The organism is Vibrio ouci (assembly GCF_004551525.1).
GTDB classification, from domain to species: Bacteria; Pseudomonadota; Gammaproteobacteria; order Enterobacterales; family Vibrionaceae; genus Vibrio; species Vibrio ouci.
In genome coordinates this window covers 1-17,677 of record NZ_SATR01000057.1, presented here as the reverse complement: position 1 = coordinate 17,677, position 17,677 = coordinate 1, and the positions used below count along the sequence as shown (strand labels likewise).

Below are 17,677 nucleotides of genomic sequence, written 5' to 3'. Positions count from 1 at the left end.
AGAACCACGGTTGATTAAGGCTTTATTGTACTTTTTCCAGTTAGTTGTTTTGTAACGGGGTTTCGGCATGAGGCTACGACGATTGATGGGTGTAGCCGATCAGATCATAGCTTCTTGATTTAGTTCCATTGATTTAAGCAACAAAGCCGTGAAAATGCCCCTGTAAACGAGAAATCGGCCTCAATACAAAAAAAAGTGTGCTCTATTATACACCCCGAGCCCCTTTCAATAGGGGCGTTTTTCACCGTTAATTTAGGATGTTAGCGGAAACATAGACTGATCGAATAACATTCCAAAAAATGCCCCTGCATTTTCAATTAGGCCGCACACACCTATTGATCTTCGGCTACGAGAGTGAGGCCAACAACGTCCTGATCGCCGATCCATCGACCGGCAACGACACCGCCCTCACGCCAGAGGCGATACAGGCTCTTGTTTGGGTAGAAACCCTCATACTGGACAAAAAATAGGCTGGCATGATCCCGAGCCGTCGAGGGGCGTCGCCTCGGCGACGTCCTCAGCACACGCTAGGGCGGCACTCAGGCCTGTAAAGCATACCCTGAGCCCCCCCTATTGAGCCGGATTTTGCCTGATCGCGAGCACGCCGTGCGAGCTACTGTTGTCGAGCACCACCACTTGACGCTGACATGAGGAGTCGTGGTCGGTCTGCCAGTCGATGGTCGAGATGGCAGAGCGGGTGGAAATCTTAATATCGGAGAAGCGTATCTCGCGTGCATCGACCAACTGGCGACAATCGCCGCCAGTGTTGTAATTGGTGTTATTGAACAACAATTCGCCAAAATCAAACGTGACATGTGGAAAGGGTCCCTCTTTGACCGAGGCCTGGGGATAACCGGCCGCGATGGCGAAGCAAGCCAAGTCGCTCTGCCCGGTTTGCGGATCGTTAACCACACTCAGTACGCCTGACACTTTCGTTCCTGGACGGACTGGGCGTCGTGAGGCCTTATGCAACCGACCATCTTTGTAGGAACGACAGTACATCGCCCACCCTTCCGTGGTATACCACCGGATGCCGCTTTCGAGTTTGATGTCTGACCCGGTTGGAAATTCATAGGTTATGGTGCTCGAAAACAGGATCTTTTGATCCGCGCCACGCGCAGGGGTTGTCGGTGTCACGATGGTAAAATTCACATCATTGACCTCAGCGGTCCTATCCGTCCAATAGAAATTAGCGTCGGACCCAGCGTAAGTTGGCCCAGTGAGCAGCAGTAGGGGCAACAGTCGGCGTGCGTAATATGTGTCTATCATGGTCTATCCCTTCTTATTCGGTTAGCGGTCTCCTACACCGTCCACCGGGTAGGCCTAGTATCGATTGTAGATCCAAGGCGTGGTATTGCTGGTTGGCGCGCGGTGACGGCTTTGGCCAAGGTGGCCACTTTGCCTGGCTGAAATCCAACGATATTCAGCCACTTACCAAGCCTTTGTCGGGCGGAGTTCTCACGCGTTAAATGTTTTTATTAGTTCTATTTAAATATTATTAACCAATAATACGGACATTCGGTAATGACGCGGTCTACCCGAGGCGTTATCACGGGCGGGGTTTAGGAGGCAGGTGGCTCTGTTGCGTAAATCGATGGAACTAAATCAAGAAGTTACGATCTGACCGGCTACATCAGTTAACCATCGTAGCCTTATGCCAAAACCTCGTTACAAAACAACGAACTGGAAACAGTACAACAAAGCCCTAATCAACCGTGGTTCACTCACTTTCTGGATTGATGAAGAAGCCATAAGCGAGTGGAATCAAAGCAAACAGAGTAAGCGCGGCAGACCTCGTCAATTCAGCGATCTAGCCATTACAACCGCATTGATGGTGAAACGCGTTTTCTCCATGCCGTTGAGAGCGTTGCAAGGCTTTCTAGACTCAGTATTTAAGCTGGCTAACATTCCGCTTGTTTGTCCGCATTACACCTGTATAAGCCGTCGAGCTAAGGAAGTTGAGGTTTCATTTAAAACTAAAACCAGAGGTGCGATACAGCATCTGGCCATTGATGCTACTGGTCTCAAGGTTTATGGAGAAGGTGAATGGAAGGTCAAGAAGCATGGTACTGATGGGAAGCGCAGAGTCTGGAGAAAGCTGCATTTAGCAGTCGATACCAGCACTCACGAGATAATAGCAGCAGAACTGAGTTTATCTAATGTCACTGATGCAGAAGTTCTTCCTAATTTGCTCAAGCAAACACGTCGACGAATCATCGAGATATCTGGAGATGGTGCTTACGACACAAGAAATTGTCATGATTCCATACGGATTAAACGAGCTGTTCCGCTTATCCCACCAAGAGAAGGGGCTGCCTTCTGGGAGAAAGGACACCCTCGCAATTTAGCTGTGGGTTGCCAAAAGCTCTACGGCTCTAACAAGAAGTGGAAAAAGCGGTACGGTTATCACAAGCGTTCACTCTCAGAAACAGCCATGTATCGAGTAAAGCAGTTGCTAGGTGGGAAGTTAAGCCTGAGAAATTACAATTCTCAGGTTGGTGAAACCTACGCCATGATTAAAGCGCTGAACAAGCTTACAGGGCTTGGTATGCCTGAAACTCGATATGTTGTATAAGAATTACTCAAGTTCAGGCAGTTTTGGTTTTTTGTTCGAATTACGCAACAAAGCCCATAAGAGCCGTCGTAATGGCTAAGTCACTAAACAAACGAAGCCTTTATGGTTGCCTTGCTTGACCTGTTTCCAGTGTTGGATTGCCTCTTCATCAATCCAAAATGTCAGTGAACCACGATTGATTAAAGCTTGGTTATATTGCTTCCAGTTAGTTGTTTTGTAGCGAGGCTAGGCCATTGGTCTAAGTACTTGAGTGAACTTAGCTGATCAGATCGTAGGTTAATGATTTAGTTCCTTGATTTAGGAAACAAAGCCCCATTAAAAAGGTATTTCTGATTGTTGTAAGTGTAGATCCTGTCAGTGTGCGTATTATCCATGCCTATCGCTTTGAACAACACAGGGATTAACTTACGTCGGATCTGATTCTCTATTTCTTGAGGATTAATTGAAAACTCAGCAACAGCGGCGGTAACGATCTCGTCGATTTGTAACGCATAACTGAAGCTTTGTTCTTCTGGCAAAACATTATCCCCTAAATGATGAGGGAATAGAAAATAGAATGTCTTTACGTGCGGTTTTATTTTAGGAACTAGCTCCGCAAAGCGATCTGCCAGTATACCATCGACTTTGCATTCTTTCACTTGCTCTTCGAAATCAGTAAACAGTAAGTATTGCTTTACAGGTGCATCAAACATCTCTTTGGCTTGCTGAATCGCTTAGTTAAGTAGCTTCGAGAGGTACTTTTGCGCGTAAGGCTCATCGGCAAGGTCTTGCTCAATAATCTTAATGATGCGGCCTGTGATCGCATCTTTTTGTTGTGAGCTTCATTGTCAGTTAGCTCTTCTGGTTTAGTTCCACTGAACTAGGCAACATCAAAGCCCGGCGCAATATCAATGCTGAATGTAGTGTTTATTGATGCCAAGAATGGAATTGTAGATCATTATCACAATCTATATAAAAACCTGTTCTATATTATGGCGAAGCTATGATAAGTTGAAAGCTAATTTTAATCAGTACTGGTAATTAAGTGTATGAAAAAAATCAAGTTTTATTCAAGCTCAGATCGAATTCGAATGAAGTCTCCTATTGGGTTAGCTGTGTCGGCTGGACGTACTTGTACTACAACATCCTCCTCTTGCAGTTGTGGGGGGTAGAAGTTATACCTATTTATTCTGTTGATACAGAAAACTACAAGTTTACCTGTAAGGGCGCGAATGTACTTTGTTAAGCTGATGTAAAGAGAACGTTTGCTCTATAATCTTTATCCCACGCGGCTTTATTCATCTTACGTGGTACAGATAAGCTCCCTTCTGATTTTCTGAAGAGGTTCTGCACAAATCGGCGATAACAAGCCATATTCAACGCTGAGTCCCCAGCGTAAATCTGCTGCTCGTCTTCTTTGAAAATAACGTCCAACGCCCAGTGCTGCTGGTTCTTGATGTGCCAGTGTTTTCTTGTTGCGTTTGAAGCTAACTCTAAAGATAAATGGTCTGTGCAAATATAGTACGATGTTTCATAGCTTCCTTTCCCTCTGACACTTCTATCTCTTACCACTGCAACAATGCTTTTTACAACACACCACTTCTCTTTGAGTTCTTTGCTGAAGGTGGCAGGAAGCACGTAAACCTCACGAATATCTTCTCTTCCATGCCCTTTATCTTTAGTGATATACGACTCCTGTTGTTCTTCAGGCAAAGCCCAATAGTCTTGGAACTGCACATCAATTTCTGCTAACAAACTTGGCTGATTCAGTTTGACTTGTACTAAGAAATCCCCACCTTTATCAACTACTTTCTTCAGTGTTTCAACCTGGCAATGAAGCGCATCAGCAGTTAATAAACATCCTTTGATATCCAAAGCGTCGAGCATGTTTTTTATCGCTATTAGCTCCATGCCTTTACCGTCACAAGGTTGATGTGTGAGAGTCAAACCTTCGTCTACATCAAATGCGGAAACCATATAGAGAGGGTGTTCTTGTTTACTTGCTTTCGCTCCTTTTAGAACCAACGCTGATTATCGGTTGTGCATGCTTCTCTCTGTGCAAATTGACCCAGCCGACCATCGCTTCCAAGAGCGTCTCTGGTACAACAGATCTCATTATCGCTGCAATATTATGTCGAGTGGGGAGACCGTTGGCGTAAGGAAAATACTCACGTAACCACTCGATATTTCCTTCGCCGAAATCCTTAATATCAGTCCATTTATTTTGACCACAAATCATGGCTGTTATGACCAAGAAAGCCACTTCCATAACAGGATAAACTTGGTTGATATGCGAACGGGTATCTTTCACTTTTTTTAGCTGCTCAATGATAATCATGTACGAGTTTCTCATGTTTTTAACTTTATGATCAGATCGTGATTACCTGGAAAAGTTCCCTATGAAATAAAGTCCTTTATTTTCAATTATTAAAGCTCGAACCCGCCCTTGTTTACCTGTAAATTAGTGCTAATTATAAAATTACAGCGAGAGCTGTAATTTTAGCCAAATATCTAGCTCTGTAACAAAAATTTAATCACTACTTTTAATTAAGTAAATTTATTTTGAACAGAGTTTTAATAATTATTTTAGTATAGATTAAAAATGAATAATAAATACTTAGTAAATAAAACATTAAAAATCAGTGTGATTAATAATGAAAAAGTACAATTCCGTTACCCTGACCATAATAATGTCACAATTGAATTTAGATCAAATATAATTCAATCGATCGTTATGACGGACAGTATAATGTCTTATGAAGACTGGTTGACTAAAATTACTGAATATGGTGTCGAATCAGAAGATGTGGAAGATATATTTAATGATCTATTATCTTTGGGTGTGATATATGCTGAACGTATGGGAATAAATAACACGTTTGATTCTTTGTTAGCTAATGAAGATCTCCGTACTTTAGAGTTGAAAAAGGATGTAATTGATAGTCTAGCCATAAAAAATGTTGGAGTATTTGGCTCAGGTGAACTTGCAGATATTGTTAAAAACTCTATCAAAAGAGTTTCTAACATGGAGGAATCTCAAGATAATCCTGATATTACTTTTATTTGTTGCGATTCTGATGATATTTCAAGTATTAAGTCTCTTTGGAAAAATTCGCCAGACTCATTGTTAAAAGTAGCTTTTTGGTTTGATGGTGGAACTCTAAGACTGGGTCCATTTTCTATTTTAAACGAATCAGCTTGTTTTAATTGTTTCGCTGATCGTATTAATTCAGCTTCTCAATTTATTGATGAAGCCGAAGTATATGATTTAACGTTACCTATTTCGGTTTCAAATCTTCCATTAGGAATAACTATAAATAACCTTGCTTCATATATCGTTATGAGGACTTTAAATTTAGCAAAGGTTCGCCAGTTTAATATATTAGAACCTAGTAATGTTGAAAGTTGGGCTGCATTGACAGGAGAGTATTCTAAAAAATTTGTCGTACGAAATCCATTCTGTTCTACCTGTAGTGATGTTGAACGCCCAAAACGAGCGATAAGGGATATGGCATGACGATATTGGAAGATACCTTAAAAAAACTTGTTGATTTTGAATCTGGCATTATTTCATGTATTTATGAGGCCCCTCCTCAATATTGTGAGCCACTAATACAAATTTATATGGCTGAATATTCCGACCCAGTAGTATTGGACAAAAAAAAGTTACGAAACAGGTTCCCAGCAATTTCCCGTCAAGCATCCGGAGCTGGACTAACTCGCTCAGAAGCTATGTGGTCGACTATAGGGGAGGCTATTGAACGCTATAATTCAGGAATATACGACCATTTATCTCAAACAGTGGCGGTGGCTGATGAAGTGGCTGGTGGAAGGGATTTTCTTGAGAAGATGATACATTTTTCTGAAATCAGTTATATAAATGGTTACGTAAATTATCCAAAACCAGACCCTAATATTGAACGTAACTGGACAGAAGCAAAAAATATATTGACTGGTGCTTCGAGCTATGTTCCCGCCTCTCTTGCGTTTATGAGGTATGACGCGCCGAGACAATCCGACATATTAGACCGCACATATAGTACGGGATTAGCTTGCCATTCTACATATTATGACGCAGCATTATCTGGATTCTGCGAATTGATAGAACGAGATGCATATTCTTGTTATTGGCTAACCGAAATACCTCCATTGTCTTTGTCTAAAGAATTTGTACGAAAGTGTCTACCAACAGACTTTGCAGAAGAATTAAATCGATTAAAAGTAGCTTATAAAGTCTTAGCATTACGAACAGATCTTAAGACACCAGTTATAGTTTGTGTGATCTCAGTCCCGGGTGGAGGTATAGCTTCAGGTGCTTCTTGCAACTTAAATCCTCAAAAAGCTCTACAAAAAGCGATGATCGAAGCATTTCATACATACAATTGGTGTCTTGATATGAAACGTTTAAATACAACAATTGAAGCTCCAGATTTAATTGATGACTTTAGAGACCATGTAGCATGGTATCTAAAGCCTGAACGTAGCGAAAAATATAAATGGTTAAATCAAGATATGATCGAGATTGACAAATTTCCTGAAGATTGGATGTCACTTTGTACAAGTGATTTACCAGTAAAAGATCAGGTGGGTATTATTGCAGAAAGACTTTCTAGTATTGGTTTTGATCCGCTATTAGTTGATTTGACATCTCCTGACATTCGTGACCTCGGCTTCTATGTGATTCGTGCATTTGCTCCTGGGCTACAGCCTCTTTCTTCCGGATATACAAAGACTCATACAGATCCGCGGAGATTAGAGGGATTTCTTGATTGGCTTGGATTTCCTGAATCAGTAACTGTGTCACTTTTTCCACCTCATTCCTTTCCGTAATAATAAGAATAAAAACATGTCAATTGAAAAATATATTACCCCCCATAGTTTTGATGCTTTAGAAATGAAAGATATATTAGAATTTCATGATAGAACAAAATTAAAACCAATAAGTTCAATGTCTTTTTTTCTGAGAACTGGTCTTTATATGGATTCAATAAGGGGAGCCCAAGAAGCATCAAGAAATTACAAGGCAACTCCTTCATATGATACGGAGTTAATAAATGTAGATGTCCCTGAACGCTTGTATAAGGCCATTGAGCAAAGAAGATCCTGTCGAAGTTTTGATCTGAAAAAACCATTCAATCGTTCAGGACTATTACGATCTCTAATGTCTTGTACACCTACTCGTAAAGCACAAGCTCATGTCGATGATAGTATATATTTAAATTTTAGGCCTTATCCATCTCCTGGAGGTTTATATCCTGTGGAGATACATCTATTAGAACCAACTAATAATGGATTTGAGCTTAAATATTTTAATCCTAATACAAGTACGTTACATATGATTCGTCGTGATATTTCAGTTACTGAAGTAGAAAATGCGTTATGTGTTGGTTCAGATAAATCATTAGTGCATACTACACGTGGAGCAATATTACTAAGTGTATTATGGGAGCGGACCGTAATAAAGTATGGAATCGCTGGATACCGTTTCGCGTTAATCGAGTTAGGTATTGTAAGCCAACACTTATCATTAATACTAGCAGACCAAGATATAGAAACTTTAAATTGGGGGGCTTTTTACGATGATAAAGGAACAGATCTACTTGGTGCAGATCCTTCTTTAGAGACTCTTGGTTCAGTTATCTGGTATGGAAAGTAGTTCTCATGGATTGTATAACACCTTTAAAACTCGAAGATATATGGTTAGGTTCAGGTTTAATAAATGATGGACAATGGCTTGATGAGGTAAATGAATTAATTACGCCAAATAGAATTAATGCAATGTCCATTTTATTGGAAAGAGATTCCTTAATTTTTAGTATATCTTCAAAAGATATAATTATTTTTCAATCAGGTATCGAAAGTTCAATAAGAGAAAGAGTCATAAGTTCTTATAAAATTTGTAAGGATTTATCTGAAAAAATAACAGATACGTTATCTGAATACCGAATTCTTATTGTCTCAAAATATAACTCTAATGATCAACATTGCATTCTTTTTACAAATGGAACATCGGTTGCTGTAATAAATGAAGATAAATTGTCAAATACTAATGATATTTACCATGAAACAACACATTTGTTTGCATTATCGGGTTACTCTATGGTTGATGAAGGGTTAGCAACATTCATAGAAGATATAGCTTCTATTTTTAGAGATTTAGAGGATGTTGCAGTTTCTAATGAATGGTTAGAACATAAAGTTCGATCTAGAACCAATAAGAGTAATCCTTACGTATATGGTTCGGCGAGTATTTGTTCTGCTTTATTAATAGGAGGAATTAAAAATGCTAAGAAATTAATACGCTCATGTCAAAACTCTAGTACCGAATATGAGTGTTATCTTTTAATGGAAGAAAGCCTTAAAAAGGCTGATTACTTGATGTCCAGTAAGGAAGCTTGTTATAAATCTATTAACCCTACTGATGACTATTTTAAAGGACGTCATTCATTATTTAAAAATCAAGTCAGTAAGATAATTAAGGGAGATCCTGTTAAGTATACCTACGACGAGTGGTTAAACATAGCTAGATGTTCTGTATTATTAGCATCTGAACCATCTTTTGATAATGAACTCTTAGATGAAATTCATAAAGTATCTAAAAAACTTCCAATTGATTTTATTAATGTTAGATGGTTATTTAGTATATCTAGCCAAGTAAGAATTATGTATTCTTTTTCATCTCTAGATTCCTTTATTGACTCATCAAAGTTACTAATCAAAACTTTAGTTGAAAAAATTGAGGATACTAATTTAAGTAAGGATGCAATGATAATTCTACTGTATTTATACTACTATCTCCCTAAGTTCGCTGGGGGCTCCAATGAAGATGCATTATCTTTGTCTAAAGAACTTCATGATAAACATGGTATAATTATTCCACAATTTAAATATGTAAAAAATGATAGCTAATAATATGAATTCATATTTAGAAATAGAAAAAATAAGATATATAGGTAATAGTCGTGAGGCACCTACCACCATAGTTTCACTAAAAGATTTGTCATTTGAAGATGGTAAGGCAACGGCCATTATAGGTCCAAATGGCTCTGGAAAGTCAACATTGTTAAATGTAATGATGGGACTGCGACCAGATTTTACATTTAAAGCAAGTCTCTCTGGTCAGGCTTATTCTGACAGATTACCTCCGAATCGTATTCGTATTGGTTATGCTAGTCAAAATCTAAACTTTCCATCAGGGACTAATGTAAAAGATATTTTTCGTTACTACTTCAGTGTTTATGATTGCTTTGAAGAAAATTTATCAGAAAAAATTTCAAGTTTAATTCCAGAAGACTTGAAAAGTTCTTCCTTTGATAATATATCTAGTGGGCAAAAACAAAGGGTTAATATATTTTTAGCTCTGAATCACCAACCCGATCTAGCTTTATTAGACGAGCCGGAAAGGAGTCTCGATGATTTAAGAATTAGAACCACAGCTCAAATTATTGCTGAACGTTCATCATTAAGTAAAACAACAATAGTTGCTACACATAATGAAAAGATTCTCTCCGTGGCGCAAAATGTGATTTTCCTGACAGATGGACAAGTTATTTACCAAGGTAAATTACATGATTTAATTTACGAACGTCTCGGTGAAGGGGTTTTAGAGATCATAATCAATAACGAGTCTGAATTAAGGTTTATAATGTCAAAGGTTAAAGGTATTTCTGATTGTAAAATGAAGATAATTCTTGATGATGGTAGATTGTTATTGTTTGGTAGTAGTTCTCTCCCTCGTGCTTTAGAAAATTCTAATATTCAAAAGTTATCTTTTACTTGGCGAAAATTAACACCTAAAGATCTTTTGCTTTCTGTTGAAGGTAGTCGTCTTAATGACGATTGTGCTCTATCATTTTAATCAGTTTATTAAGGTAGATGTGTATGATTTTCTCCTCTATATTTAGGTTAGAAACAAAGTCATTTGTAACAAATTTAACTGCATTGTTTTGGACATTTTTTTATCCAGTCATGATGCTTCTTTTGCTTATATTTCTATTTGATCCTAGAGATGAGGGTTCAGTAGACTTTTATTTTTCTAGTATTATTGGTTTAACGATGCTGACTATAGTTTCAATGTCAATATTTGGTCTTGCTCAAACTATTTGCGATTTTAGGTCGCATAATGCATTCTTATCATATGTAATAGCTCCAGTCAGTTACTTTGAAATCTCGATGGCAATAATTGTTTCTCGAATGGTGTTGATTGTTGGGTTTTCTATTCTGTTTGTTATTTCGAGTCTAATTATACTTGATGCTGGTTTTAAATTAAACGTTGGAATGTTTTTTTTGGGTTTTTGGGCACTAATAATAACTAGTATTTTTTGTTTTGGTCTTGCACTTATTGTTTCTCGTTATTGTAGGAATAGTCAAACAATGCTTGCGATTGCAAATATTATATATGTATATGCGTTGATGTCATCGAATGTCTTTATACCATTATCAGCCCTACCTAGTTGGAGCAAAGTTTTTATAACAACATCCCCTTTTTATAGTTTTAATAATATACTATTAAGCGCATTTTCCGGTGAAAATTATTTCTATATTTTGACTGTTGGCAGTTTTTTGTTTTTTTTAGGAATACTCTTTGTGTGGTTTGCGTCTGACCGATATTTATTTCTCCCTGTAGGTCGTATTCGGTAATAACAAAGGCAAGGTGTAAACCTTGCCTTTTGAATATCTATGCACCTTTATTTGATTAAAGAGCAACTAGCCGCTTTTTTCGGTCAAAAATAGTAATCAAAATGGAATAAATTAGAGCTTTTGATCTAGCTAATAATTGTCCAACTACGAGCTAGTTATCGTGGTTAGCTTAGATCTGTCCAAAATGCGCTAGAACAAGCATTGTACCGACTGTGAATACCAAGCGGCAGTGTCATGTATTGTCATTTCACTATTACTAATTGAGAGCCAAAAGCGGTCTGAAACCTCGTCATTCTTAGCCTGTAATTTTGGAGTGAAAGTGCCCCTGTAAACGATAAGTTTGGTCTTAATGTAAAACCAGTGTGGTCAAAAATACACCCCCAGCCCCTTTTAATAGGGGCGTTTTTCACCGATAATTTAGGCTCTTAGCGAAAACAAAGACTGAGCGAAAAGCATTCCAAAAAATGCCCCTGCGTTTTCAATTCTTCACCACACACCTCGGCGGATTGATTTTCAATCCGAATGGTTGTCTGTGAAAATAAAAAAGCTACAAAAACAATAATATAGGTCTTGGTGGTTTATGTTTTTACAGGCGTGAAAAATTTTCAAATTCTTCACTAAAATTTGGTGCTTATTTCAATGAAAAAACATGTATTTTCATTGAATTTTCATTGAGCCCTTTAGTGGCAATGGATCGACGTGTTTTCAATGGGATTTCAATGGATTTTTCATTGAATTGTCATTGAACCCTTTACTGGTAAGGGGTGTGAGACAGTTAGTCTCAAATCTGGTGGTTTTAACATTGAAGTCTCAATGGATTTCAATGAAACAGAAGAGGGATTTGTGGGACACTCTTACCCACTGAAAAGCTCACTTCGAGGGCTGTTAGGGTTCTTTCCTTTATGGTTGATTTAAAAAGAAAGAGACAACACCTATTGAGATAGGCTCTAAATCAAATTATCTAATGATGGAAATGTAATTTATTGAGTCTATAAATGAGAGGTTAATCACTGAGAGATTGAAAATTAACAAATTTGTAACTCTTAGATTTGCCAGTTTCATTCTTCTTAAAGCGAAGCTATCACAACTTTTTTATTGGTTTTAAGTATCGTCTTTGATGTGTTTTTTTCTGATAGATTCTATTCGAATACACAAAGGAGATAGATCAATGACAATCAAAAAACGTCTGATAGCAGTCTCTGTTTCAGGTGTAATGACCATGTCAGTACACGCAGGTGAATCAGTCACACTTACCCAGCCAGTTAACTTCACCAACTTCTCTGGCCTCAACTCACAACTAGGCGTTAACAATGCTTCTAGCTTTAAACAGGTTAAAAGTATCCACCTAAAAAAACGTGGCGTTTATAAAGTTAAGATTCAGCAAAACGTTTGGGGTGTTCCTGTATGGGGCCATTCTCTGAATGCGACTCAAAGCTTCAAGGGCGATGCATTAAAAACGGTACAAGGCAGCTACCTTCGTGTGAATGACTTGGATCGTAGCTTTGTTAAGCCGAAGTTGAACCGTGCAGATGCACTAAAAGTCGCGTCTAAGGGCATTGAGAATAAAGACTTCGCAGCTAAGTTATTGCGAAATGTTCAAGATGAGTTATTCATCTACCAAGACGGCAAGAAGACTCGTTTGGTCTACGTGGTTTCTTACCTGCTAGCGAACAGCCTTCAACCATCTCGTCCGTTTACCATGTTAGATGCACACAGTGGCGAAATCATCGACCGTTGGGAAGGGATTGCACACGCACAAATCGGTACTGGTCCTGGTGGTAATGAAAAAACGGGTATGTACGAGTACGGTACGGATTACCCCTTTCTCAACGTACAAGAGGATGGCACTAACTGTGTGATGGAGTCGGAGAAAGTTATTACGGTTAACCTAAATGGCGGCACCGAGGGTTCTACTCCATACAGCTACGAATGCCCGCGCAATGAATTCCAAGAAATCAATGGCGGTTACTCGCCACTAAACGACGCACATTACTTTGGCACCATCGTATTCGACATGTATAAAAACTGGTTCGATACGGCACCGCTTGACTTTAAGATGATGATGCGCGTTCACTACGGCACTGGGGTCGAAAACGCGTTCTGGGATGGTCAGGCAATGACATTCGGTGACGGTGAGAGTTTCTTCTACCCAGTGGTTAGCCTTGATGTGGTAGCGCACGAAACTAGCCATGGCTTTACCGAGCAAAACTCAGCTCTGGTTTACGCTAATCAGTCTGGTGGTATGAACGAGGCTTTCTCAGATATCTCGGGTGAAGCGGCAGAGTTCTACATGAAGGGCGAGAATGACTGGATGGTCGGCCAAGACATCTTTAAAGGAGATGGCGCCCTGCGTTACTTGGACGATCCTGAGCGTGATGGTTATTCTATCAGCCATGTTAAAGATTATTCCGATGGCATTGGCGTGCATTCCAGCTCGGGTATATTCAACAAAGCTTTCTACCACCTTGCGACAACGGATGGCTGGGATACGAAGAAAGCGTTTGAATTGTTCGTTCTTGCCAACCAGATCTACTGGTCACAAGACAGTAACTTCTGGGAAGGGGCGTGTGGCGTTAAAAGTGCAGCGAGTGACCTAGGTTATGACGCTTCTGCGGTTGTTGATGCGTTTGGTATTGTGGGTGTAGAGCCTTGTGCGGAGCCACCAGAGCCACCATTGCCACCAGAGCCAGAATACCAACGCCTAGAAAATGGCACCGCGGTTACTGTTAGTGGCGGTGCTGGGTCGAAAACTTACTTTGATATTGAAGTACCAGAAGGGAAATCACAGCTTACGATTAACCTTGCAGTGCCAAATGGCGATCCAGATATTTTTGTAGGCTTGGATTACGCACCTTCTCCAACCAAAAACATTTGTCTTAGCAGTTCGTTTTCTGACGAAGTTTGTGTGATCGAAAACCCTGAGCAGGGGCGCTATACCGTTAATGTATTTGGTTTCGAGGCATACGACGGTGCAGAACTGACAGCTTCATACGATGATAGTAGTGCGAACTTGCCACCAGTAACGTCGTTTGACCAATCAGTATCGGGTAAAACGGTATCACACACTTATGCTGCGGTAGGTGACTACGCAGTAACGTTAACCGTAACGGATGATGCAGGTAGTGCCACTTCGACGACACAAACAGTGACGATCGAAGAAGGCCAAACGGATGCATCCCGCTGAAACTGAACTTTGGTAACAAGTTCCCGAATGGTAAAGCTCGTGACAAACTTTCTTGGAAATACAGCACTGACGATTACTTCATCGTGAAGCGTGATGGTAAAAACGTAGGTGTAACGGACTTCCAGTCTTACGTTGACCAATTTGAGCACAACGGCACGGTCGACGTGGAATACCAGGTGTGTACCTCTCTGGTAATGTGTGTTCTGAAACGAAGCGTTACCGATTCCTAAAACCAAATAAATAATAACGCAATATGAAGGGCTTCTAACGGAGCCCTAATTCGTCATGTACGGCTAGAAAAGGAAAAACAACAAATGAAAAAGAGCTTATTAGCGATAGCATTAATGAGCGGCACTGTTGCCGCGAGTGAATCTCCGTTGCAAGAAGAGGTGTGGATCACAACAGACGCAGATGCTCAGCACTTAGCTATTCAACACGGCGCTGTGGTGTATTCTGACTTTTTCGGTGCGCGACCAGCGATCGTTGCTAAGATTCCTCGAGATAAGTTAGCGACGTTATCCAGTCACATGCAGCATGACAAACATCGTTGTGGTGGCTATATGGTGCACCCAGATAAAGCCAGTGCAATGAAAGCTGCAGCGATGCCGACGACAATAAAAACATTTAACAAACCCACGATAAGTCATCATGAAACGGTCAAAACGCTCATCAATCAGGTAGAGCCAACCAACTTGGTGAAAACGATTGAAGGCATGACATCTTTCACCAACCGTTTTTATACGACACAGACGGGGATTGAAGCATCTAACTGGTTGTTAGAGCGCTGGATAAAAGAAATCGAGGGTGTGAGTTATGCTTCTGCAAAGCAAATTCCTCATACTGGGTTCCCTCAAAAGTCAGTTGAAGTGACCTTATTAGGGGCGAAGTACCCAGAAGATATTATTGTTGTGGGTGGCCATTTAGATTCGATGACAGGGACTTGGTCAGAAGCGCCCACCATCTCGCCAGGTGCGGACGATGATGCATCGGGTATTGCTACTGTAACGGAGGCGCTTCGATTGATGATCGCCAGTGGAGTCCAGCCTGATCGTACGATTAAGTTCTATGGTTACGCGGCGGAAGAGGTTGGCTTAATAGGGTCTCAGGATGTGGTATCAATGCTTAGTAGCCAAGGGGCCAACGTTCTTTCAGCCTTGCAGCTTGATATGACCAACTACAATGGCTCTGCGCACGACATTACGTTCATTACAGACTATACGGACAGCAACCTAACGGCCTTTTTGGCTGAGTTGATTGATGAGTATGCTCAAGAAATCACCTACTCCTTTGACCGATGTGGCTACGCATGTTCTGACCATGCATCTTGGCACAATGCAGGCTACCCGGCCGCAATGCCTTTCGAGAGTATGTTTAAAGACTCCAACCCGAATATTCATACCCAATTTGATACTTTAGAAAACGCGGATCCAACGGCAACTCATGCCAGCAACTTCGCTAAACTCGCAGTGGCGTATTTGGTGGAGTCGAGCATGGACAGCGTATCGGGTGTGACGCTTTTACAAGATGGTGAACCCGTTGACAATTTGCAGGCGGGGGATATGGAGAGGAGCAACTCTTTAATTTTGACACACAAAAAGCAGGGCAGGTGACGATCACCATGTCAGGTCCGAGAAGTGGTGATGCTGACTTATTCGTTAAGTACAACGATTCCGTATCTGTAACGAATTTCGACTGTCGCCCATTCCTAAATGTGCTAGAACAAGCAATGTACCGACTGTTATCACCAAGCGACTTTGCCATGTATTGTCATCTCATTATTGCTAATTGAGTGGTAAAAGCGGTCTGTAATCTCATCATTCTAGCCTGCCATTTTGGAGTGAAAGTGCCCCTGTAAACGAGAAGTTTGGTCTTAATGTAAAAACAGTGTGGTCAAATACACACCCCCAGCCCCTTTTAATAGGTTCATCGCGGCTTTCCGGGGAAGGCCGCTTTGATTTTTAGAAAGAAGTAATCAGTGTCTCTGTAGCCATAGCCCATCCGCTTAATAAGCTTTATCTTGTTATTGATCCCTTCTAATGTACAAGTATTCAGATGATATGAAGCCGATGCTACGATACCGTGAAGGTAAGGTTTGAGTTTTTTAGTGAAGTTGATGAGGGGCTGTATGCCGCTTTCATTCACCTGCTGCCACCAGATTTCCCATAACCCTTGAGCTTGTTCCTCCGAGTCACAGTACCAAAGCTCCTTGAGCTGAGCACCGAGCAAGTGCGTTACCATGAGCTCTCGGTTAATCGATAGTATTTCATCAAGATAGCTTTGCTGCTTTATGTTCAAGTTCTCTCGATTTTTCAAAAGAACCCATCGAGAACGTTTTATCCAACGACGTGCTTTTTTATCAGTCTTTAGTTGATTCGCTTGATCTACACGAACTCTGTCCATGACTTCCCGACCGAACTTAGCCACGACATGAAACAAGTCATAGACAATTCGGGCATTTGGGCAATGCGCCTGTACTTCCAGATCAAAAGCAGTGTTCATATCCATCGCGACAACTTCAATATTGGCAGCATTATCGCCGAGTTCTTCAAAGAATGGGCGAATGTCCTTACGGCTTCGACCTATACCAATCCAAAGCACTTGGTGTGTTTGGGCATCAGCAATGACCGTCGCATATCTGTGCCCCTTGAAGATGGCGAACTCGTCCATAACAAGCTGACGTAAATCACTCCAAGGCACCGTTGGAACAACTCGTTTAAGGCGGTGTTTATCAACTTCCTTAATCGTATGCCAATGCACTCCAGTCAGTTCGGAGATATGCTTGATGGGTAACAACGGGAGCAGTTTCTCGATATAACCTTTTAAGCGATTTGTCATTCGTGAATATGGAGCAACCCAAGATATTGCCTCTGTTTTGACTCCACAAGAAGAGCAGTTTATCCGTCGAGTTTGTACCACTAATTCAACGGGGGTATCGAACATCATAGCTTCTTTGAGCACTCGCCACTGATAGTCATGGACAGAGTTAGATGAGCGACCGCATTGACACACAGCGGTGGAATCAGGCTTTAAAGTAATTGTTATTAAAGAATCAGTTTTGTGGGACTTTACAATCTGAAAGCCTTCCCAGAAGGAAGATAAGAAAGTACTATTCGACATGAAAACGGTAGTTTTTGGTAGGTTGTGTTTGGCGATATCGGTGTTTTTCAAGATAGTTGCCATCATTTGCTCGCTTATTAAGCAGCTTCTCTTTCTGGATTTAGGTGGACTTCGCCAACTGGCTTACAGTTCCTGATATCACCAGTCCATCGTTCAGGTTTTCGCTGTTTTGCAGCGAGTAA

General features: G+C 40.5%; 9 protein-coding genes and 5 pseudogenes. 9 read left to right on the top strand and 5 right to left on the bottom strand.

Translation table 11 applies throughout. From position 1 onward, the window contains the following. Positions 1-570: 570 nt before the first annotated feature. The gene (locus ELS82_RS21550; RefSeq protein ID WP_134837280.1) at positions 571-1,152 is read right to left on the bottom strand and encodes a hypothetical protein; all 582 of its coding nucleotides are present in this window, start codon (positions 1,150-1,152) and stop codon (positions 571-573) included. 502 nt (positions 1,153-1,654) lie between these two features. On the opposite strand from ELS82_RS21550, the gene ELS82_RS21545 reads away from it, so the two are divergent. Continuing rightward, positions 1,655-2,575, top strand: a complete 921-nt coding sequence (locus tag ELS82_RS21545; RefSeq protein ID WP_134837279.1) for an IS5 family transposase — start codon at positions 1,655-1,657, stop codon at positions 2,573-2,575. A 55-nt stretch (positions 2,576-2,630) separates the two neighbouring features. Here ELS82_RS21545 and ELS82_RS21540 read toward each other — a convergent pair. The 3 pseudogenes from ELS82_RS21540 to ELS82_RS21530 all read right to left on the bottom strand — a co-directional run. Then, positions 2,631-2,755, bottom strand: a pseudogene (locus ELS82_RS21540) (transposase); the annotation flags it as partial. 104 nt (positions 2,756-2,859) lie between these two features. After that, positions 2,860-3,422, bottom strand: a pseudogene (locus tag ELS82_RS21535) (hypothetical protein); the annotation flags it as partial. Positions 3,423-3,796: 374 nt separating this feature from the next. Beyond that, positions 3,797-4,892 (bottom strand): annotated as a pseudogene (locus ELS82_RS21530) (ISAs1 family transposase). A gap of 264 nt (positions 4,893-5,156) precedes the next feature. On the opposite strand from ELS82_RS21530, the gene ELS82_RS21525 reads away from it, so the two are divergent. The 8 genes and pseudogenes from ELS82_RS21525 to ELS82_RS21490 all read left to right on the top strand — a co-directional run. Then, positions 5,157-6,071: a hypothetical protein gene (locus tag ELS82_RS21525; RefSeq protein ID WP_134837278.1), complete on the top strand. Its 915-nt coding sequence runs from the start codon at positions 5,157-5,159 to the stop codon at positions 6,069-6,071. Beyond that, a complete protein-coding gene (locus ELS82_RS21520; RefSeq protein WP_134837277.1) occupies positions 6,068-7,384 on the top strand; it encodes a YcaO-like family protein in 1,317 nt (438 codons plus the stop codon). Before ELS82_RS21525 ends, ELS82_RS21520 begins: the two co-directional genes overlap by 4 nt. 16 nt (positions 7,385-7,400) lie before the next feature. Next, complete coding sequence (locus tag ELS82_RS21515) at positions 7,401-8,210, top strand: nitroreductase family protein (protein WP_134837276.1); 810 nt, start codon at positions 7,401-7,403, stop codon at positions 8,208-8,210. 5 nt (positions 8,211-8,215) lie between these two features. Continuing rightward, on the top strand, positions 8,216-9,463 hold the full coding sequence (locus tag ELS82_RS21510; protein ID WP_134837275.1) for a hypothetical protein: 1,248 nt from the start codon (positions 8,216-8,218) through the stop codon (positions 9,461-9,463). 4 nt (positions 9,464-9,467) lie between these two features. Next, a complete protein-coding gene (locus tag ELS82_RS21505) occupies positions 9,468-10,412 on the top strand; it encodes an ATP-binding cassette domain-containing protein (protein ID WP_167489446.1) in 945 nt (314 codons plus the stop codon). Between the two features lie 23 nt (positions 10,413-10,435). Further along, a complete protein-coding gene (locus tag ELS82_RS21500; RefSeq protein ID WP_167489444.1) occupies positions 10,436-11,194 on the top strand; it encodes an ABC transporter permease in 759 nt (252 codons plus the stop codon). 1,168 nt (positions 11,195-12,362) lie between these two features. Then, positions 12,363-14,622: pseudogene (locus tag ELS82_RS21495) on the top strand (M4 family metallopeptidase). A 70-nt stretch (positions 14,623-14,692) separates the two neighbouring features. Beyond that, positions 14,693-16,089 (top strand): annotated as a pseudogene (locus ELS82_RS21490) (M28 family metallopeptidase); the annotation flags it as partial. Positions 16,090-16,301: 212 nt separating this feature from the next. Here the strand turns inward: ELS82_RS21490 and ELS82_RS21485 are convergent. Beyond that, positions 16,302-17,495, bottom strand: coding sequence for an ISL3 family transposase (locus ELS82_RS21485; RefSeq protein ID WP_134837281.1), 1,194 nt, complete (start codon positions 17,493-17,495; stop codon positions 16,302-16,304). Positions 17,496-17,677: the final 182 nt, after the last annotated feature.

Coding starts and splice junctions, on each gene's coding strand:
- ELS82_RS21500 (WP_167489444.1), top strand. CDS start 10,436: ATGATTTTCTCCTCTATATTTAGGTTAGAAACAAAGTCATTTGTAACA.
- ELS82_RS21520 (WP_134837277.1), top strand. CDS start 6,068: ATGACGATATTGGAAGATACCTTAAAAAAACTTGTTGATTTTGAATCT.
- ELS82_RS21545 (WP_134837279.1), top strand. CDS start 1,655: ATGCCAAAACCTCGTTACAAAACAACGAACTGGAAACAGTACAACAAA.
- ELS82_RS21515 (WP_134837276.1), top strand. CDS start 7,401: ATGTCAATTGAAAAATATATTACCCCCCATAGTTTTGATGCTTTAGAA.
- ELS82_RS21485 (WP_134837281.1), bottom strand. CDS start 17,495: ATGTCGAATAGTACTTTCTTATCTTCCTTCTGGGAAGGCTTTCAGATT.
- ELS82_RS21505 (WP_167489446.1), top strand. CDS start 9,468: ATGAATTCATATTTAGAAATAGAAAAAATAAGATATATAGGTAATAGT.
- ELS82_RS21510 (WP_134837275.1), top strand. CDS start 8,216: ATGGATTGTATAACACCTTTAAAACTCGAAGATATATGGTTAGGTTCA.
- ELS82_RS21525 (WP_134837278.1), top strand. CDS start 5,157: ATGAATAATAAATACTTAGTAAATAAAACATTAAAAATCAGTGTGATT.